This window comes from Guyparkeria sp., from assembly GCF_046540515.1.
Classification (GTDB): Bacteria; Pseudomonadota; Gammaproteobacteria; order Halothiobacillales; family Halothiobacillaceae; genus Guyparkeria.
The window spans coordinates 14952-37271 of the sequence record NZ_JBKHFB010000012.1; the positions used below are offsets into that span (position 1 = coordinate 14952).

A 22320-nucleotide genomic window follows, 5' to 3' on the forward strand; every position below is an offset into this window, starting at 1 on the left:
CTTGTTCTTGGAATTCACCCCGATCACGGGGTCTCTTGATAACCAACGCCTCGTCGAACGTTCGCGATTCTCACGCGTTTGGCGCCTATTTGCCACTCCTCACCCGAACCGGCTGCCGGCACCGGACTCAGGCAAGCCGCCCCAGGCGGCAACCGTCCCCGGCCATCCCGGCATTGCCATACAGGGCCTGGTCGGCACGCCGGAACCACTCCTCGGCCGACTCGCCCTCACGGAACTGCGCCATGCCTATCCGGGCCCGCAGTGTTACCTGCTCCCCACCCGGCTCGCGAAGCGGATGATGGCCAAACCATTCGAGTAGACGCGTACCGAGACGTCGAGCACCCCGATAGGGGGTTTCCGGCAGGATCACGACGAACTCGTCACCACCAAGGCGATAGGCACTGTCGGTCTCGCGCAGACAGCGATCCAGACCCTCGGCAACCCGTGCCAGCGCCCGGTCGCCCACGTCGTGACCGTAGGTGTCGTTGATCGCCTTGAACCGGGTCATGTCCAGGATCAGGAGACTCGCGACACCGCCATAGCGATCCACCCGTGCGTGCACCGCCTTGAGCTCCAGGTCGAAGGCACGACGATTCTTCAGGCCCGTGAGCGCGTCGTGCTCGGCCGCAATGAGCGCGTGTTCGAGCATGCGCAGGTTGCGCAACGGGTAGGCCACTACGGCCAGCATCTCGCGCAGCTCGGCCAGTTCACCCTCGCTCACCGGGCGGCGGCTGTGCAGCCGCAACCGGCCAAATGGCCGATCGTCGAGCGTCAAGGCAACCGGGATGGTGTGCTCGGAAGGCTGACAGACCGTGCAGCAATACCGCTCGTCATCCACCTGCCAGGAAATTGACGTTACCGTCAGGAATGCTTCGACATGCGTGCGGATCGTGTCGAGCGCGGCCGCCACATTCATACACCTCAGCAGGGAGGCGAGCAGGGCCTGCCCGCGCGCGGCCGGCTGGGCGATCGTGCCGGGCCGAACAATCGCCGTCCGGCCACCCGTCGGCGGCATCAAGCCGGAGGGCGCCTGCCCAAACAGTGATTCATCGCTGGTGAGGTAGTAGGCCATGCGTATAACCCCTTGTTGTCGGCCGTCGGTGCAGCCTTTGTTCTGGGCCGTCGCGGTGGCAGGAAAACCATCCACCGCGTCGATGCCCACGGGGTAATGCAGCATGCGTGCCAATCATGGATACACCGGCCGAACATCCTGGCGGCCCGGCGATGGACGCCTACGGCTCCTTGCGACGCGCCAGCACCTCGGCGTAGATGGCGTTGCGGGACAGCGAGGTTGTGCGCGAGACCACCCGGGCGATGGTCTTGGGCGCCACACCTTCGTCGATCATCGCCGCGATCAGTGCCTCGGCCTCGGCCGCCGGTGGCTCCGCCGAGCCACCCGCCGGGGCCACCAGGAACACGAACTCGCCCCGGGCCGGAATCGTCCCCTCGGTCAATCGGCCCGCCAGTTCCATGAGCGTTCCGTGAACGACCTGCTCGAACCGCTTGGTCAGCTCGCGAGCGAGTACCGCTCGCCGATCACCCCCCAGCCGGTCGGCCGCAACGGCCACGCACTTGACGATCCGGTGAGGGGCCTCGTAGAAGGCGAGGGTCGCCTCGACGCCGGCCAGCCGATCGAGCCGGTCCCGGCGGGCCTTGTCCTGCGCCGGCAGAAAGCCTTCGAACCAGAACGGACGTGCTGGCAGGCCCGAGGCCGACAGGGCCGCGATCACGGCCGAGGCCCCGGGTACCGGGACCACCGGCACCCCGCCGTCGACCAGCACGCGAACCAGCACCTCGCCCGGATCGCTGATCGCCGGGGTGCCCGCGTCACTGATCAGGGCCGCGGACTGGCCGGCGGCCAACCGCCGCGCGATGGCCTCGCTCGCGCCGCGCTCGTTGTGTTCGTGCAGGGCCACGCACTCCTTGCGCACCCCGAGGTGATCGAGCAGGACGCGGGCATGCCGGGTGTCCTCGCAGGCGATGAAATCCACCCCCTCGAGCACGGACTGTGCGCGTGCGCTAATGTCGGCAAGATTGCCGATCGGCGTGGCGACCACGTAGAGATGGCCGGGGTCGACCCAGCGGCTGCCACCCGCCTCCACTGGCCGCGACCCCGCATTCGAACTGGACATTTGGTTATACTCGTTCACGATTTCTGATTAACCCCTCTGGCTCGAGCAAACGAACCACCGCCCTGGCGGCCCACCTCGGCCAAACACGCGGGATCCGCCGGGTCGACCCCGTCGAATCCGGCCATTGACCACGTTGACCGACACGTTACCGGAGACGGACCGCATGCCGACACGCCCACGACCGCTCGCCCAGCCCGTCACGCGACGTGCCCTGCTGGCCAGCCTGCTGACCGTGGGCCTGACCCTGGGCGGCTGCGCCCAGGTGACCACCGCGCCGCAGGACGACGAACGCGAGGCGGCACAGGTGCAGGTCGATCAGGCCATCAGGGCCGAGGACCCGGCCGCCCTGGCCCGTGCCCGCATGGCGCTCTCGCAGACCACCTCGGGGGCCGCGCGCGCCGAACAGCAGCTCGAGGCGCTGGAGACGGCCATCGACGCCCACGAGCTTGCCCTGGCCCGTGAACTCTACCAGCAGGCCGACACCCGGGAGCGCTGGCAGTCGATCAACTCGCGCCGCGCCGCCATCGCCCGCGGGCTGGGCGAATGGGCCGACGGCGACCCCGAACGGGCCCGCCGCACCATTCACCGCATCCCGCTGCCGCTGGACGCCGACACCGAGCGCCGTCGCCTGATCCTGCTCGGCGCGCTCGAGAGCGAGCTGGGCAACCCGCTGTCCGCGGCACGCTACCACGCGGCCCTCGACGACCAGCTCGGCGACGAGGACCAGCAGGCAAACCACGCCCGGCTGTGGAACCGGCTCACCGAGGTGCCCACCGACCGACTGCGCCGCGCCGCCGAGGAGGCCGACAACCAGCCGTTCGCCGGCTGGCTCGACCTGGCCCTGACCTACCGCGAACGCCCTGATCGGATCGACCGCTGGATGGACGACCATCGAGCCCACCCGGCCATCGAGAGCGGATTTATCGAGATGCTCGGCGCCAGCGAACCCACAGTCCGGCTCCGGGCACCGGCCGACACGGGCCCGGTAGCTGTCCTGCTCCCCGAGGGCGAGCGCTACGCCGGCATCTCCCAGGAGATACGCGCCGGTATCGAATACGCCCGCGACAACGGGGCACTTGGCAAGCGGGAGGTATTGTTCATCGATTCGGGCGGCGACCGGATCGGTGCCAGCGCTGCCCTCGAGCAGGCGCAACGAGCCGAGGCCGCCGTGATCATCGGCCCACTGCTCAAGGAACAGCTTGGCGCGCTGACCGCCCTGCCGGCCGACGGCCCCCTGGCCATTGCCCTGAACACGCCGCCGTCGGGTGAAACGCTGCCCGGCGGCGTGGTCAGCTTTTCGCTGTCCCCGGAACAGGATGCCGCAGCGGTCGCCCAGCGAATGTGGACGGACGGGCACCGACGCGCGGCGATCTTCTCGGCCGACCAACAGCTCGGCGAACGCACCCGCGAGGCCTTCGCGAACGAATTCGAGCTACTGGGAGGCGAGGTGGTCGATCGCGCGCGCTTCGATTCCGGCCAGACGGACTTCTCCAGCGAGTTGCGCGGCCTGCTGCGGGTGCGGACAAAATCGGATGACGGCCCGTTCCAGCCCATCATCCGCGACGATCTCGATGCCATCTTCCTCGCCGCCAGCGGCGACGAGCTCTCGCTGGTGGTGCCGCAGCTGGACTACTTCGGCGCCGAGGACATCCCTCGCTACGGCCTGGGCCTGGCCTACAACGGCAACCGCGACCCGCGCGGCGATGCCGACAAGAACGGCGTGATCATTCCCATCGCCCCGATGCTGCTTGCCGGCACGGCCGGACCGGAAGACCCGTTGCGCCTCACCTACGAGCAGGCCCAGCTGGCCGGCTCGCTGCCCCGCCTGTTCGCCTTCGGTGCCGACGCCGCGGCGCTGGCCGGTCGCATGCAGACCCTGCTGAAGGGCGGGGCAATCGACGGGCTCACCGGTCAGCTGTCGGTCACCGCCACCGGCGTGGTCGAACGTCAGCCGCGCTGGGGACAATTCCGCGACGGCCTGCTGAAGCCGGTCGATCCGGCACCCGCCGCCACGCTGCCCGGCTCGATCACCAGCCCCTCGCAGTTGCCGAACGCCGTCCCGCCGGAAGGAGGCGCGAGTGATGGCGATCGTCCCGCCTCGACGCCCTGAGTCGTCGCCGGGATGAAACGCCGCGGCATGGAGGCCCTACGGGACTGGTGGCATCGCGACGAGATGCGCCGCGATGACCAGGGCCTGCGGCGTCAATTCGGCCAGCGGGCAGAGGCACTGGCACTCGCGCACCTCGAGCGAGCCGGCCTGACACTGCTGCGGCGCAACGCACGAGCCGGGCGCGGCGAGATCGACCTGATATTGCGTGACGGCGACACCCTGGTGTTCGTCGAGGTGCGTGCCCGCAACGACGGCGCCCTGGTGACGGCCGCGGAGAGCCTTTCGGCACGCAAGTGTGCCAAGGTACGCGAAACGGCCGAGCGACTGGTCGCCACCGAACCGGCCTGGCAGGGTTTCTACTGCCGCTTCGACGTGGTGGCAGTCACCGCCCAAGGGGCACAGAATCACGTCGACTGGCTGCCCGATGCCTTCTGATGTCAGCCCCAGGCGTTCCTGAAGCCATCGCCATGACAACAACGAACCCTCAACAAGCCCCCATTCCACGGACCCGACGCCCATGAGCGACATCCTCGACGGCCTGAAACGGCGCATCGACAACGACCTGATCGAGATCGGCCAGTTGCTGGAAGCGGGCGCACCCCAGGCACTGGAGGCGGCCGGCGTGATCCTGACCGCGGTACTCAACGGCCAGCGCGTCTATGCCTGCGGCTCGCGCGAGCGCAGCGACATGGCGCACTACTTCGCCCGCCTGATGACCGGGCAGCTCGAGCACCCGCGCCCGGGCCTTCCCGTCATGGCCCTGTCGGAATACCCGGGCGGCAAGGAGCCGTTCGTACGCTCCATCCGCGCGCTGGGGGCGCAGAACGACGTGCTGTTCGCGATCAGTTGCAACGCGGTCGACGGCATCCTGCCCGCACTGCGCGCCGCTCACGAACGGGACATGCAGGTGGTGCTGCTCTCGGCCGGCTCGCAGGAAGTGATCGCCCCGCACCTGGAGAGCCAGGACCGCCTGATCTGCATCCCCACCGAACGCCCGGGCATCGCCTACGAAACCCAGATCAAGTGCGTCCACGCGCTGGTCGACCTGGTCGACCGCCAGCTGCTCGGCCTGAGCGACTGACCCGTGAACGAACTCGGCGCCTTCATCGAGGAACTCAGGCAGGCCCTGCCCGACGGACGCCTCCTCGCGGACGCCGGCTCGACCTGGGCCTACGGCATGGACAACAGCCGCGTGCATCACGCACCGGGCGTGGTGGTCTTCCCGGAGAGCCACGAGGAGGTCGCCGAAGTGGTGCGACTGGCCCACGACCATGGTGTACCGGTAACCACGCGCGGGCGGGGCACCGGCACGGCCGGAGGGGCGGTGCCGGTGCTCGGCGGGGTGGTGCTGGTCACCGATCGCATGACCCGGGTGCTGGACTTTCGCCCCGAGGATCGGCTGATCGTGGTCGAGGCCGGGCTGATCAACGCCGAACTGCAGCGGATCGTCGGCGAGCATGGCTTTTTCTGGCCGCCCGACCCGACCAGCAACGCCCTGTGTACCGTCGGCGGGAATCTCGGCTGCAATGCCGCCGGCCCGCACGCGGTCAAGTACGGCACCAGCCGGGAGAACGTGCTCGGCCTGCGGGCCGTCGACGGCCGCGGCCGGACCGTCAAGGCCGGTTCGCAGACGACCAAGGGTGTGGTCGGACAGGACCTGACCCGGCTGCTGATCGGTTGCGAGGGCACGCTCGCGGTGATCACCGAGGCGACGCTCAAGCTCACCCCGCTGCCGGAAACCCGGCGCCTGCTGCGTGCCTTCTACCCCGACATGCACGCCGCCTCGGCGGCGGTCTCGCGGGTGATGGCGCAGCCGGCCACCCCGGCGGCGATCGAGTTCATCGACGGCAACGCCCTCGATCTTCTGCGCCGCAATTCCTCGGTCGATATCCCGGCCAGCGCCGGGGCCATGTTGATGATCGAGGTCGACGGCGACGAGAGCGGCATCGAGGCGACGGTCGAGCGGGTGGTATCGGCGGCTCGCTCGGCCGACACGGACATCGCCGTCGCCCAGACCGCCGCGGAACAACAGCGCCTGTGGGCCGCCCGCAAGGCGCTCTCGCCCACCCTGCGCCAGGTCGCGCCGAAGAAGATCAACGAGGACGTGGTGGTGCCCGTCTCGCGCATCCCCCGGCTGATCGAGGCCCTGGACGACATCGCTCGGCGCCACGCCATCACCATCGTCAGCTTCGGCCACGCGGGCAACGGCAACATCCACGTCAACCTGCTGGTCGATCCGGACGACCCGGCCCAGATGGCCGGTGCGGAACAGGCCCTCGACGAGGTGTTCGACACGGTCCTGCGCCTCGACGGCACCCTCTCGGGCGAGCACGGCATCGGCCTGGTCAAGCGCGGGTTCGTCGCCCGGGAAATCCCGCCGGATTCGCTCGACCTGATGCGCGGCATCAAGGCCGTCTTCGACCCGACCGGCATTCTCAACCCGCACAAGAAGCTGCCCGATCATCCAGACCGGGTCTTGCAGGATTAGAGTTCACTGATCAAGCCTCGCCGACTCTATGGCAGACTGTGTCATCGAGTGAAACGCCTCTTACCCGCGATACCGATCTCCAGGAGGAGCGTCCTACGTGGACCACAGCGTCACCTTTCTCGCCACCGCGACCATCACCGGCTTCGGACTGGCCACCCTGTTATTGCTGGTGGACCAGTGGCAGCGCTTCGAGCGCCTGTCCTTTCGCCTGCCCGGGCTGCTGATCGCGGTTGCCGCACTGGTCGGCCAGAGCGCCCTGCTCTACCAGCTGGGCTTCCAGTCCGCGCCTGCAGCACTCAATCTCTCCGTGCTCAACGCACTGGCCACGGTGTTCGGTCTGGCCAGCGCGATCACGGTGATCAGCGCGTTCCGGGAACAGCTGGAGGGTATCGCCGTCGTGTTGCTGCCGATCACGGCGGTCACCGTGTTCCTGACCGTGTTCGTGCCCGAGTCGAACGTGCCCATTCGCACCGGCGAGATCGCCCTGGACGCCCACATCCTGATTTCGCTGGCCGCCTACGCGCTGCTGACGCTCGCCGCGTTGCAGGGGGTGATGCTGCTGATCCAGCACCAGGCGCTGCATGGCCATCATCCGGCCGGCTGGATCCGTCGCCTGCCGCCGATGGAATCGGTCGAGCAGTTGATGTTCCGTTTCATCGTGATGGGCTTTCTGCTGCTCACCCTGGCGCTGGTCACCGGCTTTCTGTTCCTGGAAAACATTTTCGCCCAGCACCTGGTGCACAAGACCGTGCTCTCAGTGATCGCCTGGGTGGTCTTCGCGGTGTTGCTGGCGGGCCGACACGTGGCCGGCTGGCGGGGTCGCACCGCGGTGCAATGGACCCTGGCCGGTTTCATCCTGATGGGACTGGCCTATTTCGGCACGAAGATCGTGCTCGAGTGGATACTCAACCTCGACTGACCCCTCGCCGGGCCGACGATCTCGCGGCGGGTCGAGCCGTCGCGACAACCCGGCTCGAAATGCAGCGGTCTTCGCCGTACACTTCCCGCTGGTCCAATCACAAGCGCACCCACTCTTGAACGAGATACCCCTAGGTTTTCTGTTCACGGCCCTGGCCGTGCTCATCCTCCTGTCCGCCTTCTTCTCCAGCTCGGAGACCGCGCTGATGGCGCTCAACCGGTACCGGTTGCGCCACCTGGCGAAGCAAGGTCGTCGCGGTGCCGTGCTCGCCTCGCGGCTGCTCGAACAACCCGACCGGCTGATCGGCCTGATCCTGCTGGGCAACAACTTCGTCAACATCCTTGCCTCGTCGATCGCCACCGTGATCGGACTGCGCCTGTTCGGCGACTCGGGCATCGCCATCGCGACCGGGGCGATGACCTTCCTGCTACTGATCTTCGGCGAGGTGGCGCCCAAGACCGCCGCGGCGGTCTTCCCCGAACGCTTCGCCTTCCCGGCCTCGTTCGTCTACACGTTCCTGATCCGTCCGCTGCGCCCGGTGATCTGGCTGATCAACTGGCTGGCCAACGGCCTGCTGTCGATCTTTGGCCTGCATCCGAGCGGCGCCGGTTCGAACGCCCTGACCCGCGCGGAACTCCACACCATCGTGCGGGAATCCGGCCAGCGACTGCCCGACCTCGACCAGTCCATGCTCCTGTCGGTCCTGGAACTCGGCCAGGCCAGCGTCGAGGACATCATGATCCCGCGCGCCGAGATCGTCGGCATCGACATCACGCAGGACTGGGACGACATTCTCGACCAGCTCATCCACGCGCAGTACTCGCGCCTGCCGGTGTTCGAGGGCTCGGTGGAACACACCATCGGCATCATCAACGTCCGCCGACTGATCGGCCCGCTGATCGACCAGAGCCTGACGCTGCCCCGACTCAAGCGCCGCCTGGCCGAGCCCTACTACGTCCCCGAGGGCACGCCGCTGACCACCCAGCTCCTGAACTTCCAGCGCCAGGAGCGGCGCTCGGCGCTGGTGGTCGACGAGTACGGCGACATCCAGGGGCTGGTCACGCTCGAGGACATCCTCGAGGAAATCGTGGGCGAGTTCACCACCTCGCCCGACTCGGACCACGAGGGCATCACCCTGCAGGACGACGGGCGCTACGTCGTCCGCGGCAACCTGCCGATCCGCGAGATCAACCGCGAGCTGGAAATCGAGCTGCCCACCGACGAAGCCAGCACGCTCAACGGTCTCGTCATCGAACAGCTCGAATCGCTGCCCACGGTCGGGGCGACCATCGACCTGCCCGAGGCACACATCGAAGTGCGCACGATCAGAAAACGCGCCGTCGACACGGCCCTGATCACCACCTTCAAGCGCGACGAAAGCGAAACCTGAGCGCGAGATGGCGAAGAAGAGCCAGACCGCCTTCGTCTGCCGCGAATGCGGCGCCGATCATCCCAAGTGGGCCGGGCGCTGCTCCGAGTGCGGGGCCTGGAACAGCCTTGCCGAGATGCGCCTGCCCGGCGGCAAGTCACCCGCCCGCGAGCCGGCCGGCTACGCCGGCGAGGCGCCGCGCATCACCGCCATCGGCGAGGTCGAGGTCTCCGAAACCCCGCGCGAGTCCAGCGGGCTGGGCGAACTCGACCGCGTGCTCGGCGGCGGACTGGTGCCCGGTTCGGTGGTGCTGCTGGGCGGCGACCCGGGCATCGGCAAGTCCACCCTGCTGCTGCAGACCGTGCTCGGGCTGCAGGATCGCATCGAATGCCTCTACGTCACCGGTGAGGAATCCCTGCAGCAGGTCGCCCTGCGCGGCCGCCGGCTGGGCACGGATCTGACAGGACGTGCCGGCGAACTGACCCTGCTCTCCGAGACGCGGATCGAGTCGATCCTGGCCGCCTGTTCGAAATCCCTGCCCGGGCTGATGGTGGTCGACTCGATCCAGACGCTCTACACCGAGGAACTGTCCGCCGCGCCGGGCTCCGTCTCTCAGTTGCGCGAGGCCACCGCCCAGCTGGTGCGCTTCGCCAAGCGCCATGACGTGATCGTGCTGATCGTCGGCCACGTCACCAAGGAAGGGGCGCTGGCCGGGCCGCGCGTGCTCGAGCACATGGTCGACACCGTGCTCTACTTCGAGGGCGATCCCGGCGCGCGCTTTCGCGTCATCCGCGCGGTCAAGAACCGCTTCGGCGCCGCCAACGAGGTGGGCGTGTTCGGCATGACCGATCACGGCCTCAAGCCCGTCTCCAACCCCTCGGCCATCTTCCTCTCCCGCCACGAGAAACCGGTGCCCGGCAGCGTGGTGATGGTCACCCGCGAAGGCACCCGGCCGATGCTGGTCGAGGTGCAGGCGCTGGTCGCCGACCATCCCGGCGGCGGCTCGCGGCGGCTTACCGTCGGACTCGACCAGAACCGGCTGGCGATGCTGCTCGCCGTACTGCACCGTCACGGCCAGGTGGCCCTGTTCGACCAGGACGTGTTTCTCAACGTGGTCGGCGGCGTGCGCGTGAACGAGACGGCCGCGGATCTCGCCAGCCTGATCGCCATGCTCTCGAGCTTCCGCGACCGCCCGCTGCCCCAGGGGCTGGTGATCTTCGGCGAGGTGGGACTGGCCGGCGAGATCCGCCCGGTGCCCGGCGGGCCGGAACGGCTGACCGAGGCGGCCAAGCACGGCTTTACCCGCGCGATCGTGCCACGCGGCAACAAGCCGCCCAAACCGATCGAGGGGCTGGAGGTGATCGCCGTGGCGCACCTCGACGAGGCCATCGAGGCGGTCGATACGTTTTGACGTCACGCCCGTGCCGGGCGATGGCTTTGGCCGCCCGCACCCGGCGACGATATAATCCTAGCCGGCTATCCGAGAGGCTTCCCATGGATTCTTCCCCCGCGTCCAAGACCATCACCCCGCAGACCGTCGAGAACGGCGACCCCTCCGCGATCGCGCGCTACGAGCAGGCGCTGGCCGAGCTCGAGCAGATCGTCGCGCGCCTGGAAACCGGGGAACAGAGCCTCGAGCAGTCGCTGAAGGACTACGAGCGCGGCGTCGAACTCGAGCGCCAGTGCCAGAAGGCGCTCGACGAGGCCGAGCGGCGGGTCGCCGCGATCAACGAACCGGCCACGGACGAGGCCGGACGCGCCGAGCGCTCGTCCTGACATCCGTGACCGACGCCACGCCCCACACTCCCATCACTTCCGAAGCCAGCCGGAGTACGGCGAACGCGCCGGCGAGTTTCGACGAGTGGCTGATCGCCCTGCGCGACCAGGTCGAGTCCCACCTGACCGGCACCCTCGATCGGCAACTGACCGACACCCCGGAGCGGCTGGCCAGCGCCATGCGTCACGCCACCCTCGATGGCGGCAAGCGCCTGCGTCCGGCGCTGGTGTTCCTGGGCAGTCTGACCGGCCGCCCCTGGCCCGCAACGAACGAGGCGCGCTTCGACAGCCTCTGGCCGGCAGCCGTCGCCGTCGAACTCGTGCACGTCTACTCGCTGGTACACGACGACCTGCCGAGCATGGATGACGACGACCTGCGCCGCGGCCGTCCCACCCTGCACCGCGCCTTCGACGAGGCCACCGCAATTCTCGCCGGCGACGCCCTGCAGAGCCTGGCCTTCGCCACACTGACCGAGTCGACGGCCGACGCGGCAACCCGGCTCGACTGGACCCAGGAACTCGCCGCGGCGATCGGGCCGGTCGGCATGGTCGGCGGCCAGGCCATCGACCTCGAACTCGCCGGCCGGGGCGACCGCGAGCCCGGACCCGACCTCGCCCGACTGGCCGACCTGCACGATCGCAAGACCGGCGCACTCATCCGCACCTCCCTGCTGATGGGTGCACGCTGGGCGGGGTTGGCGGACCGGCAGCTTCGGCTGGTCGACCGCTTCGGTCGCCTCCTGGGCCGGGCCTTCCAGATCCAGGACGACATCCTCGACGAGACCGGCTCGGCCGAGGCCCTCGGCAAGACCCCGGGCAAGGACGCGGCGGCCGACAAGTGCTCCTACGTCACCGTCGCCGGGCTCGACGGCGCCCGCCGCGAGCTCGACGACACGGTCCGTCACGCCCATGCCGCCCTGTGGGAACTGGGCACGCTCGGGGCCGACCCCGAAGCGCTCTCCGACTGTCTCGAATTCGTCATCCGGCGCGATCACTGATGCCTCTCGCGCCCCGCCAGACCCACCTGCTCGACCTGATCGAGCAACCGGCCGATCTCCGCGCCCTGTCTCGCGGCTCGCTCGCCGCCCTGGCCGAGGAGATGCGCCATGCCCTGCTGGCACAGGTGGAGGCGACCGGCGGCCACCTGGCCGCCAATCTCGGTGTGGTCGAGCTCACGCTGGCGTTGCACCGCGTGTTCGACACACCGCGCGACCGGCTGGTCTGGGACGTCGGCCACCAGACCTACCTGCACAAGATGCTCACCGGCCGGCGCGGCTGGATGGACCGACTGCGCCAGCAGGGTGGCCCCGCCGGCTTTACCCGGCGGGCGGAAAGCGAGCACGACCCCTTCGGCGCCGGTCACTCGAGCACCTCGATCAGTGCTGCGCTCGGCATGGCGCTGGCCGCCGAGCGCCAGGGCGAGGACCGGCAGGCCATCGCCATCATCGGCGACGGGGCGATGACCGCCGGCCAGGCCTTCGAGGCCCTCAACCACGCCGGAGACCGGCAGGCGAACCTGCTGGTGATCCTCAACGACAACGAGATGAGCATCTCGGCCAACGTCGGCGCGCTCAACCAGCACCTGACCCGCCTGCGCAGCAACCCGCTGGTCGAGCGGTTCCGTCACTCGGGCGAGGAAATGCTCGCCCAGGCCGGCCCGCTGGGCGAACTGCTCGGCTCGACCCGCGCGGGGCTGCGAGACGGGGTGCGCCACCTGCTGGGCACCTCGAGCCTGTTCGAGGAGCTGGGCTTTCGATACTTCGGCCCGATCGACGGCCACGATCTCGACGCCCTGCTCGACACACTGACGAACCTGCGGGAACAACGCGGGCCGCGCCTGCTGCACGTGGTCACGCAGAAGGGCCGGGGCCTGGCGCCGGCCGAACGCGACCCGGTCGGTTTCCATGGCGTGGCACGCAACGGTGTGAGCCGGGCGATGGCGCCCTCGACCGACAAGGCAACCATACCGGCCGGCCCGCCGACCTGGACCGAGGTGGCCGCCGCCCGACTGGAGCACCACGCCGAAAACGACGCGCGAGTGGTCGCGATCACGCCGGCGATGATCGAGGGTTCCGGGCTCAAGGGTTTCGCCGCCCGCTTCCCGGAGCGCCTCTACGATGTCGGAATCGCCGAACAGCACGCGGTGACCTTCGCCGGCGGCCTGGCCACCGAGGGCATGCGCCCGGTGGTCGCGATCTACTCCACCTTCCTGCAGCGGGCCTGGGACCAGGTGATCCACGACATCGCCCTTCAGGACCTGCCGGTCACCTTCCTGGTCGATCGCGCCGGGCTGGTGGGGCCCGACGGCCCCACCCATGCCGGCAGCTTCGACCTGGCACTGGGCTTGAGCGTCCCGAACCTCGCCATCGCCGCCCCGGCCGACGCGCAGGATCTGAATGCGGCGATCGACTGGGCAATGGCACACGACGGGCCCTGCCTGGTGCGCTACCCTCGAGACGAATGCCCGGCCGAGCTGGGGGGCCAGCCATTGGCCGAGGGCATCACCGCCCCGACGCTGCTGCATCGCAGCTCGGCGCAAGCGCCTCGGCGTGTCCTGGTGATCGGCATCGGGGCGATGGTCGAGCGGCTGATCCCGATCGTCGAGACGCTGGATGCCACGCTGGTCAACCTGCGCTGGGCACGCCCGCTGGCGACCGAGACACTCGCCGGACTGGCCGCGCAGCATGATGCGATCGTGACGGTCGAGGAAGGCGCCCGCATCGGCGGGGTCGGCGGCGAGCTGCTGCTGGCGCTGGCCGAGCAGGGCGTGATCCGGCCGGGCCTGCGTCTGGGGATCGAGGATCGCTTCATCGAACACGGCAGCCGCGAGGAGTGCCTTGCCGACACCGGGCTTGATTCTGTCTCGATCGCCGCTAGTATCGCCGCATTTCTAGACAAGGTGAGCGCCACATGAGTACCGCGTATTCGCTGCCATCCGGGGGAATCTATACCCTGACCACCGAGGTGGAGTTCGCCGCGGCCCACCGCCTGCACGGCTACGACGGCAATTGCGCCCGGCTGCACGGCCACAACTGGCGAGTGGTGATCGAGGTCAGCGGGCGGCAGCTCGACGAGGTCGGCATGGTGGTCGACTTCAAGGTGATTCGTGCCCGGGCCCGCGAGATCGCCAAGCGGCTCGATCACGCCTACCTCAACGAGGTGCCGCCGTTCGACTCGGTCAATCCGACCGCCGAACACATCGCGGCCTACTTCCATCGGTCACTGGCGGCCGGCTTCGATACCGACGCCTACCGGGTATCGGCCGTGACCGTCTGGGAGAACGACCGCTCGTCGGCCACCTTCCGTCCCTGAGCGCCCGGGGCAAGCCCGGGGCCAGGTGCGTCACGACGTGCTAGAGTCTGCCCCCACGCGGCGCGAGCCCACCCCATTCACACAGCGTTTGAACTGCCCATGAACAGCCACGACATGCCCGACGTCCAGTCCAGCCACGATGCTCGCGATATCGCGATCGACCAGGTGGGCATCAAGGCGATTCGTCACCCCATGACGTTCCTCGACGAGGACCGCGAGCACGCCACCGTGGCCGAGTGCCAGCTGACCGTCGGCCTGCCGGCCGACAAGAAGGGCACCCACATGTCGCGCTTCGTGGCCCTGCTCAACGACGGACCACTGACGCTGTCGATTGTGGGTCTCGCCGACTGGACCCGAGCGATGATCGAACGGCTCGAGGCCCAGTCCGGCGAGGCGCACTTCACCTTCCCCTACTTCATCGCCAAGGAGGCCCCCGTCAGCGGCCAGGGCGCGATGATGGACTACGACGTGACCCTGATCGGTCGCGTCGAACACGGCCGCGCCCACATCGACCTCAAGCTGGTGATCCCGGTGACCAGCCTCTGTCCCTGCTCGAAGGAGATCTCGGCCTACGGGGCGCACAACCAGCGCTCGCACATCACGGTGGAAACCGAGATCAGCGACCCGACGCTGTCGCTGCGCGAGCTGATCGCCGCGGTCGAGACCCAGGGGTCCTGCCCGCTGTGGGGACTCTTGAAGCGCCCAGACGAGAAGTGGATCACCGAGTACGCCTTCGACAACCCCAAGTTCGTCGAGGACATGGTGCGCGACGTCGCCAACGCCCTGGAGGGCTATCCCGGCCTGAACGGCTTCTCGATCAGCGTCGAGAACTTCGAGTCGATCCACAACCACTCGGCCTGGGCGGTGATTCACCGCCCCGGGCGCTGACCCGAATCGCGTGCAGGTCTCGCCTCGTCGGCGCCGGCCTCGGACCCGGGACAGGCCCCAGGCAGACGGCTGACGAGATACAGAAAGGCCCCGTCTCGACGAGACGGGGCCTTTCCTTTGGGTCGGCTCGGTTGGCCCGGCCCGCCTCGCCGAAGCCGGTTATTCCAGCTCGGTGTTGATCCGCGAGAGGATCACGGCCCGGTCCTGCGGCAGGGTGCCACCGGCGACGTTGAGGCGATCGATACGCACGTCGGTACCGCCGTCACGACGCGGCTGGACCTCGAGGCTCAAGTGCAGGGTCATCTCGGCGTCCTTGTCGACGGTCACGCCGCGCATGACGATGCCCTCGTAGAGCGACTGCGGATAGCTGTGCTTGACCTCGATCTCGCCCTCTTCCTGGTCACGTGAGACCGGGTCGAAGCCAAGACGGTCGAGGGCCAGGCCCACCCGGTTCCAGGCACGCGGGTAGGACTGGCCGACCTCGATGTAGCGGTCCTCGGGCTCGTCGCCGGCAATCACCTTGGAGCGGGAGGAGAATTTCTGTCCCACCAGGGCGCGGGACTCCTCGGCGCTGTCGCCAGAGAGGTAGGCCGACAGGCGCGACATGGTCTCGGCGGTCATGGCCTGCGAGTCCACCGGGTTGCTGTACTCGAAGGTGGTGCTCTCCTCGCCCGGCACCAGCGGCTCGTCGCCGGTCAGCTCGCGCTTTTGCCCGGTGACAAAGACCAGGGTCTCGTCGTCGCTCTCGCCACGTTCGATGCGCAGGCGCACCTTCTCGATCGAGTCAGGCTTGAACAGGGTGTCCCGGGCAATCTTGAGAAAGCTCATGATATTGAAGCCGCCGCCATCGTCGCTGGCCACGCCGGTCCAGTCGGTCTCGATCAGGCCGACGCCCGGCTCCACGCGGCGCACGGAATACCCCTCATCGCGCAGGAAGCCCTGCAGCTTCGGCCAGACCGAATCCGGATCGGTGCCCACGACCAGATAGCGACTGCCCGGCTCGCCGGCGACGCGGATGTCGGTGCCGCTCGCCAGCACGCCGCCGCCCTGGTCGCGCGACATTTTCTCGGCGCGGGCCGAGGCGATCTCCGGCAATGCCACCGATCCGCCGGAGGCCGGGGCAGAGAAGGCCGGCGGCACTTCCAGTTGCGCGGCGCGCTCGGCTTCGCGGTCGTCGTCGCCGCCGACGAACGGAATATTCGAGCAACCGCTGATCAGGCCCGTGGCCGCCAGCGCGGCGAAGGTCAACATCCGGGAGGTGGTGGGGTATCGCATGCCTGTTCGGTTCCAGTGTCTTGATTGAATGTCGGGAGGGGAAATCGGTGAAGGCGGTCCCGGTCAGGTCCCGTCGAGACAACCCGCCTCGTTGAGCGCCTGCTCGACACCCGTCCGGTAGGCGCTGTCCAGCGGCGTCAGCGGCAGGCGCAGTGTCGGCCCGATCAGACCCATGCGATGCAGGGCCCATTTCACCGGGATCGGGTTGGTCTGGCAGAAAAGCTCGCGATGCAGCGGGGCCAGACGGGCATCCAGCGATGCGGTCCCCGCCTCGTCGCCGGCAAGGGCCGCCTCGGCCATCTGCACCATCAGGCCGGGGGCGACGTTGGCGGTGACGGAAATGCTACCCTTCCCGCCCGACAACATGCAGGCGGCGCCGAGGTTGTCCTCGCCACTGTAGACGGAAAAGTCGGCGGGGCAACGCTGGATGATGTCGCGCATGCGCTCGATCGAGCCGGTAGCCTCCTTGATACCGACGATGTTCGGGTGCTCGGCCAGCGCCAGGGTGGTATCCGGCGCCATGTCCACCGCCGTGCGGCCAGGAACGTTGTAGAGGATCATCGGCAGGTCGACCGCGTCGGCGATCGCCCGGAAGTGCTGCTTGAGCCCTTCCTGGGTGGGCTTGTTGTAATAAGGAGTGACCGACAGGTGTGCGTCCGCGCCGGCCGAGCGGGCGCCTCGCGCCAGCGCCAGCGCCTCGCGGGTGGAGTTCGCGCCGGTGCCGGCGATCACCGGAACGCGCCCGGCGGCCAGGTCGACCGTGGCCCGGATGACGGCGATGTGCTCCTCGTAGTCGAGGGTGGCCGACTCCCCGGTGGTGCCGACCGCGACGACCGCGTGGGTGCCGGCATCCACGTGCCACTCGATCAGGCGTTTGAGACCGACATAATCCACTGCGCCGTCATCGTGCAATGGGGTGACCAGGGCCACCATGCTGCCGGTAATCGTGTTCGCCGCCATGTCGCCTCGCGTATCTCGTTAATTCGCGTACGGATCGGTGGATCGTCGCTACCCGGCCCCGGTGGCGACCTTGCGCAAGGTACTCGCGGGGCGGGGCCAAACCCGCATAGTACCGGCAGTCATTGGCCAGTGACAAGCCGGAACCATGTGGACTCGGGCCCCTTGCCGTCGGCACCCGCACGCCCCCAGAGTGGCTGCTATATTGGATCCGGACACCGACATCCGGCGGTCCGCCTTCATCACGACGTCACAGCCTGGGAGTTTGATCGAACCAATGAGCAGCAAGATGGCCGCCACCTCGTCTCCCGAACCCCGCACGGGCCAGCCCGCGCCCGATTTCTCCGGCCAGACCGTCGACGGTGACACCCTGAGCCGTGACGACTTTCGCGGCACCCCGCTGGTGCTGTACTTCTACCCGCGCGACAACACGCCCGGCTGCACCACCGAGGCCCGGGACTTCCAGACCCGCCTGGCCGACTTCGAGGCGGCCGGTGCCCGTGTGGTGGGCGTTTCCAACGACGATGCCGCCAGCCACCGCAGGTTCTGCGACAAGCAGGGCCTCACCTTTCCGTTGATCGCCGACACCGACCGCTCGGTCAGCCAGTCCTTCAATGTCCTGCGGATGAAGAACATGTTCGGCAAGCGCTTCGAGGGCATCGAGCGCAGCACCTTTCTCATCGACGCCGACGGCGTGATCCGGCAGACCTGGCGCAAGGTCAAGGTACCGGGGCATGTCGAGGCGGTACTCGAGGCGGTCAAGGCCCTGTAAAACGGCCGACCGCCCTCCAATCAAAGGGACTACCTCACGCGATGATCACCACCACCCGCAAGAATCGCTGCCTGTTCATTCTCGACACCAACGTGCTGATGCACGACCCCACCGCCCTGTACCGCTTCATGGAGCACGACATCTACCTGCCGATGATCGTGCTCGAGGAACTCGATGCCGGCAAGAAGGGCCAGTCCGAGACCGCACGCAACGTCAGACAGGTCAGCCGGTTCCTCGACGAGATGCTCACGGACGTGGACATCGCCACGATCAACCAGGGACTGCCCATCCATACCACCCTGCACGGCCAGCCGGAACGGGCCGTCACGCCGACCGGTCGGCTGTTCCTGCAGACCCGTGAGGAGAGCAACGACCTGCCCGTGAGCCTGCCGGGCAGCCGGGCGGACAACCAGATCCTGGGCATCACGCTGGCCCTGCAGGAACGGATCACCGACCGCGAAGTCATCCTGGTCTCCAAGGACATCAACCTGCGGATCAAGGCCACCGCCGTCGGACTGAAGGCCGAGGACTACCACAACGACCAGGTGCTCGACGACGTCTCGCTGCTGCACACCGGCCACGAGACGCTCGGCCCGGATTTCTGGGAGGCGCATGGCGAGGCACTCGAGTCATGGCAGGACGAGGGCCGGGTCTTCTATCGCATCCACGGGGCGGACACTGCGGAGTGGTATCCGAACCTCTACCTGCGACTCGAGGCGCCGTCGCCGTTCACCGCGGTGGTGCGCCAGGTCGAGGCCGACGGCAGCGCCGTGCTCGAGAGCGTCACCAACTACCAGCAGGAGCGGCACTCCGTCTGGGGCATTACCGCCCGAAACCCGGAGCAGAGCTTTGCGCTCAACGCGCTGATGGACCCGGACGTGGATTTCGTCAGCCTGCTGGGCCAGGCCGGCACCGGCAAGACGCTGCTGACACTGGCCGCGGCCCTGACCCAGGTGCTGGAGCAGAAACTGTTCACCGAGATCGTCATGACCCGCGTGACCATCCCCGTCGGCGAGGACATCGGCTTTCTGCCCGGCACCGAGGAAGAGAAGATGACGCCCTGGATGGGCGCGCTCATGGACAACCTCGAGGTGCTGGCCAAGACCGATGGCGGGGGCGGTTCCTGGGAACGGGCGGCCACCAACGATCTGCTGCAGTCGCGCATCAAGATCCGCTCGCTCAACTTCATGCGCGGCCGGACCTTCCAGAACAAGCTCGTCATCATCGACGAGGCCCAGAACCTGACCGCCAAGCAGATGCGCACCCTGATCACCCGCGCCGGACCGGGCACCAAGATGGTCTGCCTGGGCAATATCGCCCAGATCGACACGCCCTACCTCACCGAGACCAGCTCGGGGCTGACCTTCGTGGTCGATCGCTTCCGCGGCTGGCCACACGGCGCCCACGTGACCCTGACTCGCGGCGAGCGTTCACGGCTGGCCGAGTTTGCCGCCGAGGTGCTCTGAGGACCTTGAATCGGCGTCCGGCCGACCGAAAGCACCTTGTCGCCCGCCTCGCTGCGGGCGATCACTTTTTTGGGTCGCCCCGCCATGATGGGGCTGGATGACCAAATTAAGGCCCTTTATCAGGAGTAAATTAATCAAGTTTGTAAGCATGTACTAATGCGCAGATAATCGAATTCGTCGAGGCCAGGTGGCCTGAAGACGAAAAATTACACAGGGAGAGTCACCCATGCGCAATTTCCTCAAGGTATCGATCCTCGGTGCCGCCATCATGACGCTGTCCGGCTGCGGGTTCCTTTCGGTCAAGGACAACCTCGATCCGAAGGCCATGGACATTTACGGGGACATGTACGACAAGTTCGTCGAAAGCGGCGGCGATCTGGGCGCTGCCACCGTCTGGCGGATGAAGGTCGAGGACGGCCTCACCCCCGACGACATCAAGACCAGCATCGAGTCGGCCGCGGTCGGTACGGGCCTGATGAACGTCGGCGAGATGCCGCTGTCCAGGCAACTCGAGCAGGAGACGGGCGAAGAGCAGCGCTACCTGATGATCTATCAGTACTGCAGCCCGCAGATCGCTCGCAAGGCCGTCAACTTCAGCCCCTACTTCTCCGCCTACCTGCCATGCCGTATCTCGGTGGTCGAAGACGAGGACGGGGGCTACTGGCTCTACAGTCTCAACATGGACATGTTCGTTCACGGCGGCAAGGAGATGGATCCGGACTTCAAGAAGGACGCCATGCACGTGCGTGACAGCATCTGGAAGATGATGGAAGCCGGGGCCAGCGGCGGCTTCTGATCCCCCTGACCGCCCCCTCGGGGCGCGTTTTCCAGAAACCCGGCCGGGTCCGCCCCGCGCCGGGTTTCTTGTTGCGCGGGATCTGGACCGATCCCACGACGAAGAACGCCCGGAGGCGATCCGGGCGTTCTTCGTCTTGCTACTGGTGGTAGCTCAAGGCAGGCGACTCAGGCCTCCTCGCCGTTCGCCGTATGCTGGATGACTTCCAGGTCGTGCATCGGCGTGCTGTCGCGACAGTAGTGGCGCGAGAACTCCAGTAGCTGCTCCATCGCCGGCAGCCGGAACTTGTGCCGTTGACGGACGAAGGAGAAGTCGCGAAACAGCCGGGGCTGCAAGGGCACGGCGGTCAGCAGACCCAGCTTGAGCTCCTTGCTGATACCCGCCGAGGACATGATCGACAGGCCCATGCCCGCCTCGACAGCGCCCTTGATCGCCTCGGGGCTGCCCAGTTCCATGCAGACGTCCCAGCCCTCGGCAAAGCCCTGCTCGTTCATGTAGGAGATGACCACCTCGCGCGTGCCCGAGCCCTCCTCTCGGCAGATGAAGGGATACTTCATCAGCTTCTCCACGGGAACGCCGTCGTCGGCATAGGCGGCAAGCTCATGCTCCGGCGGCATGATCACCACCAGCTCGTCGCGGCGGCAGGTCTCGACCAGGAGATTCTTGTTGGTCACGCTGCCCTCGACCAGCGCCAGATCGACCACGTTGTGCTCGACCATGGACACCACCGACTCGGTGTTGCCCACCTTCAGGCGCACCGACAGGTCGGGGTGTTCCTGGCGGAAATTGCCCAGCAATGCCGGCAGCATGTTCTCGGCGACCGTCATGCTGGCCCCGATGTTCAGCGCCCCGCCGATCTCGCCGGTCATCTCCTTCACACGACGATCCATCTCGTCGTAGAGCTCGAAGATCCGCTCGGAGATCTCGTAGACGGTGTGACCGACATCGGTGAGCGTCACCCGGTTGTGCGTCCGGTCGAACAGGCGGGTGTCGAAATGCTCCTCGAGCTGGCGCACCTGGAACGTCACGGCCGGCTGGGTCATGTGCAACGCCTCGGCGGCCTTGGTAAAGCTCAACAGGCGGGCAACGGTATTGAAAACCTTGAGGCGACGGTCGGCCATTGGTTCAGTCTCTGTTCCGGTGAGCGATAAACTGGGCCAGAGAGTGTATCAAGCCACCTTGTGCTTTGCGACCAGCACGCCGCCGACCACCATCACCGCACGACCGCCTTGCCGGGGCTTTTCACGGCGGGACGAGGGGTTTATCCTCAGGAAGAACCATATTGCTCGGCCAAGGGCCGGGTCGGCACTGGATCGTCCATCACTTCGGGACCCGACATCATGCAAGGAATCGCAGCACAACTCGCCCCGCTGGGGACTCCCTCGACACGCAACAAGGCGAGTAGCGGTCGCCGCCTGGCCGTCGCGGGCCTCGCCGTTGTCGCCGTGATCATGCTGGCGTTAACTCACCAGCCGGTCGAGGCCGCCACGATCTACAAGTCCGTCGACGAGCGCGGCAACGTCCAGTTTTCGCAGACCCCGCCGAAGGATCGCCCCTCCGAAGAAGTCGACGCCGTCGGCACCCCGGAGCCAAACGAGCCTCCAAAGATCGACGAGTCGCCGAGCGAGGAGGAGCCGGAATCTAGCGAAGGCGATCCGTCCGATCCGGCCACGGAAACCAAGGTCGTGGACCGGGAAAAGGCTCGGGAGACCTGTCGGCAGGCGCGCGAACAACGCGAGTCCGTCGCCAACAGCGGCAACCAGCTGATGGTACGGGACGAGGACGGCAAGTATCAGCCGATGAGCGAAGAGCAGCGCAAGGAGCGACTCAAGCGGCTCGACGCCATCATCGAGGAGGCCTGTAGCGCGGCCGAGGAGTAGGCTCCTCACGTCACCACCACCGACTCAAGCGGCCGCCCTGTGCGGCCGTTTAGCCGTCCGCAGGGCTCGTCCCGCACCTGCGGCAATTGCCTCGACGCCCCATCGCCTGCCTCGGTACAATCCCCGCCTGCCAAGTCCCGGTGATCCACCACCGGCATCCCGCTTTCCAACACGAACGAG

The 22320-nt window shown here is 67.6% G+C and carries 21 protein-coding genes; 16 read left to right on the forward strand and 5 right to left on the reverse strand.

Annotation, left to right across the window (positions count from 1 at the left end; genetic code table 11):
- Positions 1-127: 127 nt before the first annotated feature.
- Together ACLFRM_RS02755 and rsmI are read right to left on the reverse strand one after the other, a co-directional pair.
- The gene (locus tag ACLFRM_RS02755; RefSeq protein WP_410754183.1) at positions 128-1177 is read right to left on the reverse strand and encodes a GGDEF domain-containing protein; all 1050 of its coding nucleotides are present in this window, start codon (positions 1175-1177) and stop codon (positions 128-130) included.
- 55 nt (positions 1178-1232) lie between these two features.
- Complete coding sequence (gene rsmI / locus ACLFRM_RS02760; RefSeq protein ID WP_410754184.1) at positions 1233-2132, reverse strand: 16S rRNA (cytidine(1402)-2'-O)-methyltransferase; 900 nt, start codon at positions 2130-2132, stop codon at positions 1233-1235.
- Between the two features lie 163 nt (positions 2133-2295).
- Here rsmI and ACLFRM_RS02765 point away from each other — a divergent pair, with 163 nt between their 5' ends.
- The 12 genes from ACLFRM_RS02765 to folE2 all read left to right on the forward strand — a co-directional run bounded on the left by ACLFRM_RS02765 (position 2296) and on the right by folE2 (position 14994).
- A complete protein-coding gene (locus tag ACLFRM_RS02765) occupies positions 2296-4242 on the forward strand; it encodes a penicillin-binding protein activator (RefSeq protein WP_410754185.1) in 1947 nt (648 codons plus the stop codon).
- Between the two features lie 27 nt (positions 4243-4269).
- Positions 4270-4677 carry a YraN family protein gene (locus ACLFRM_RS02770; RefSeq protein WP_410754186.1) on the forward strand — a complete coding sequence of 136 codons (408 nt, stop codon included), beginning with the start codon at positions 4270-4272 and terminating at the stop codon, positions 4675-4677.
- Between the two features lie 82 nt (positions 4678-4759).
- Entirely contained in the window at positions 4760-5323 is a 564-nt protein-coding gene (locus ACLFRM_RS02775; protein ID WP_410754187.1) for a hypothetical protein, read from the forward strand.
- 3 nt (positions 5324-5326) lie between these two features.
- Entirely contained in the window at positions 5327-6730 is a 1404-nt protein-coding gene (locus ACLFRM_RS02780) for an FAD-binding oxidoreductase (RefSeq protein ID WP_410754188.1), read from the forward strand.
- Positions 6731-6827: 97 nt separating this feature from the next.
- Positions 6828-7649, forward strand: a complete 822-nt coding sequence (locus ACLFRM_RS02785; RefSeq protein WP_410754189.1) for an inner membrane protein YpjD — start codon at positions 6828-6830, stop codon at positions 7647-7649.
- Between the two features lie 115 nt (positions 7650-7764).
- Positions 7765-9039, forward strand: coding sequence for an HlyC/CorC family transporter (locus ACLFRM_RS02790; protein WP_410754190.1), 1275 nt, complete (start codon positions 7765-7767; stop codon positions 9037-9039).
- Positions 9040-9046: 7 nt separating this feature from the next.
- Entirely contained in the window at positions 9047-10429 is a 1383-nt protein-coding gene (radA, locus tag ACLFRM_RS02795; RefSeq protein ID WP_410754191.1) for a DNA repair protein RadA, read from the forward strand.
- An 83-nt stretch (positions 10430-10512) separates the two neighbouring features.
- Positions 10513-10794, forward strand: coding sequence for an exodeoxyribonuclease VII small subunit (locus ACLFRM_RS02800; RefSeq protein ID WP_410754192.1), 282 nt, complete (start codon positions 10513-10515; stop codon positions 10792-10794).
- Positions 10795-10799: 5 nt separating this feature from the next.
- Positions 10800-11792 carry a polyprenyl synthetase family protein gene (locus ACLFRM_RS02805; RefSeq protein WP_410754193.1) on the forward strand — a complete coding sequence of 331 codons (993 nt, stop codon included), beginning with the start codon at positions 10800-10802 and terminating at the stop codon, positions 11790-11792.
- The gene (gene dxs / locus ACLFRM_RS02810; protein WP_410754194.1) at positions 11792-13708 is read left to right on the forward strand and encodes a 1-deoxy-D-xylulose-5-phosphate synthase; all 1917 of its coding nucleotides are present in this window, start codon (positions 11792-11794) and stop codon (positions 13706-13708) included. The genes ACLFRM_RS02805 and dxs overlap by 1 nt, the downstream gene beginning before the upstream one ends.
- Positions 13705-14106: a 6-carboxytetrahydropterin synthase QueD gene (gene queD / locus ACLFRM_RS02815; RefSeq protein WP_410754195.1), complete on the forward strand. Its 402-nt coding sequence runs from the start codon at positions 13705-13707 to the stop codon at positions 14104-14106. Before dxs ends, queD begins: the two co-directional genes overlap by 4 nt.
- Positions 14107-14205: 99 nt before the next feature.
- Positions 14206-14994 carry a GTP cyclohydrolase FolE2 gene (gene folE2, locus ACLFRM_RS02820; protein ID WP_410754196.1) on the forward strand — a complete coding sequence of 263 codons (789 nt, stop codon included), beginning with the start codon at positions 14206-14208 and terminating at the stop codon, positions 14992-14994.
- A 159-nt stretch (positions 14995-15153) separates the two neighbouring features.
- Here folE2 and bamC read toward each other — a convergent pair whose 3' ends face one another.
- Together bamC and dapA are read right to left on the reverse strand one after the other, a co-directional pair.
- A complete protein-coding gene (gene bamC, locus ACLFRM_RS02825; protein ID WP_410754197.1) occupies positions 15154-16269 on the reverse strand; it encodes an outer membrane protein assembly factor BamC in 1116 nt (371 codons plus the stop codon).
- 63 nt (positions 16270-16332) lie between these two features.
- On the reverse strand, positions 16333-17229 hold the full coding sequence (gene dapA, locus ACLFRM_RS02830; protein ID WP_410754198.1) for a 4-hydroxy-tetrahydrodipicolinate synthase: 897 nt from the start codon (positions 17227-17229) through the stop codon (positions 16333-16335).
- Between the two features lie 274 nt (positions 17230-17503).
- Between dapA and ACLFRM_RS02835 the strand changes: the two genes are divergently transcribed.
- The 3 genes from ACLFRM_RS02835 to ACLFRM_RS02845 all read left to right on the forward strand — a co-directional run bounded on the left by ACLFRM_RS02835 (position 17504) and on the right by ACLFRM_RS02845 (position 20260).
- Positions 17504-17998, forward strand: a complete 495-nt coding sequence (locus ACLFRM_RS02835; protein WP_410754199.1) for a peroxiredoxin — start codon at positions 17504-17506, stop codon at positions 17996-17998.
- A 41-nt stretch (positions 17999-18039) separates the two neighbouring features.
- A complete protein-coding gene (locus tag ACLFRM_RS02840; RefSeq protein WP_410754200.1) occupies positions 18040-19464 on the forward strand; it encodes a PhoH family protein in 1425 nt (474 codons plus the stop codon).
- A 226-nt stretch (positions 19465-19690) separates the two neighbouring features.
- The gene (locus ACLFRM_RS02845) at positions 19691-20260 is read left to right on the forward strand and encodes a DUF302 domain-containing protein (protein ID WP_410754201.1); all 570 of its coding nucleotides are present in this window, start codon (positions 19691-19693) and stop codon (positions 20258-20260) included.
- Between the two features lie 167 nt (positions 20261-20427).
- Here the strand turns inward: ACLFRM_RS02845 and ACLFRM_RS02850 are convergent, their stop codons facing one another.
- A complete protein-coding gene (locus ACLFRM_RS02850) occupies positions 20428-21381 on the reverse strand; it encodes a LysR family transcriptional regulator (protein WP_410754202.1) in 954 nt (317 codons plus the stop codon).
- Between the two features lie 219 nt (positions 21382-21600).
- Here ACLFRM_RS02850 and ACLFRM_RS02855 point away from each other — a divergent pair, with 219 nt between their 5' ends.
- On the forward strand, positions 21601-22140 hold the full coding sequence (locus ACLFRM_RS02855) for a DUF4124 domain-containing protein (RefSeq protein WP_410754203.1): 540 nt from the start codon (positions 21601-21603) through the stop codon (positions 22138-22140).
- Positions 22141-22320 lie beyond the last annotated feature (180 nt).

Coding starts and splice junctions, on each gene's coding strand:
- ACLFRM_RS02755 (WP_410754183.1), bottom strand. CDS start 1,177: ATGCTGCATTACCCCGTGGGCATCGACGCGGTGGATGGTTTTCCTGCC.
- rsmI (WP_410754184.1), bottom strand. CDS start 2,132: ATGTCCAGTTCGAATGCGGGGTCGCGGCCAGTGGAGGCGGGTGGCAGC.
- ACLFRM_RS02765 (WP_410754185.1), top strand. CDS start 2,296: ATGCCGACACGCCCACGACCGCTCGCCCAGCCCGTCACGCGACGTGCC.
- ACLFRM_RS02770 (WP_410754186.1), top strand. CDS start 4,270: ATGGAGGCCCTACGGGACTGGTGGCATCGCGACGAGATGCGCCGCGAT.
- ACLFRM_RS02775 (WP_410754187.1), top strand. CDS start 4,760: ATGAGCGACATCCTCGACGGCCTGAAACGGCGCATCGACAACGACCTG.
- radA (WP_410754191.1), top strand. CDS start 9,047: ATGGCGAAGAAGAGCCAGACCGCCTTCGTCTGCCGCGAATGCGGCGCC.
- ACLFRM_RS02800 (WP_410754192.1), top strand. CDS start 10,513: ATGGATTCTTCCCCCGCGTCCAAGACCATCACCCCGCAGACCGTCGAG.
- dxs (WP_410754194.1), top strand. CDS start 11,792: ATGCCTCTCGCGCCCCGCCAGACCCACCTGCTCGACCTGATCGAGCAA.
- queD (WP_410754195.1), top strand. CDS start 13,705: ATGAGTACCGCGTATTCGCTGCCATCCGGGGGAATCTATACCCTGACC.
- folE2 (WP_410754196.1), top strand. CDS start 14,206: ATGAACAGCCACGACATGCCCGACGTCCAGTCCAGCCACGATGCTCGC.
- bamC (WP_410754197.1), bottom strand. CDS start 16,269: ATGCGATACCCCACCACCTCCCGGATGTTGACCTTCGCCGCGCTGGCG.
- dapA (WP_410754198.1), bottom strand. CDS start 17,229: ATGGCGGCGAACACGATTACCGGCAGCATGGTGGCCCTGGTCACCCCA.
- ACLFRM_RS02835 (WP_410754199.1), top strand. CDS start 17,504: ATGAGCAGCAAGATGGCCGCCACCTCGTCTCCCGAACCCCGCACGGGC.
- ACLFRM_RS02840 (WP_410754200.1), top strand. CDS start 18,040: ATGATCACCACCACCCGCAAGAATCGCTGCCTGTTCATTCTCGACACC.
- ACLFRM_RS02845 (WP_410754201.1), top strand. CDS start 19,691: ATGCGCAATTTCCTCAAGGTATCGATCCTCGGTGCCGCCATCATGACG.
- ACLFRM_RS02850 (WP_410754202.1), bottom strand. CDS start 21,381: ATGGCCGACCGTCGCCTCAAGGTTTTCAATACCGTTGCCCGCCTGTTG.
- ACLFRM_RS02855 (WP_410754203.1), top strand. CDS start 21,601: ATGCAAGGAATCGCAGCACAACTCGCCCCGCTGGGGACTCCCTCGACA.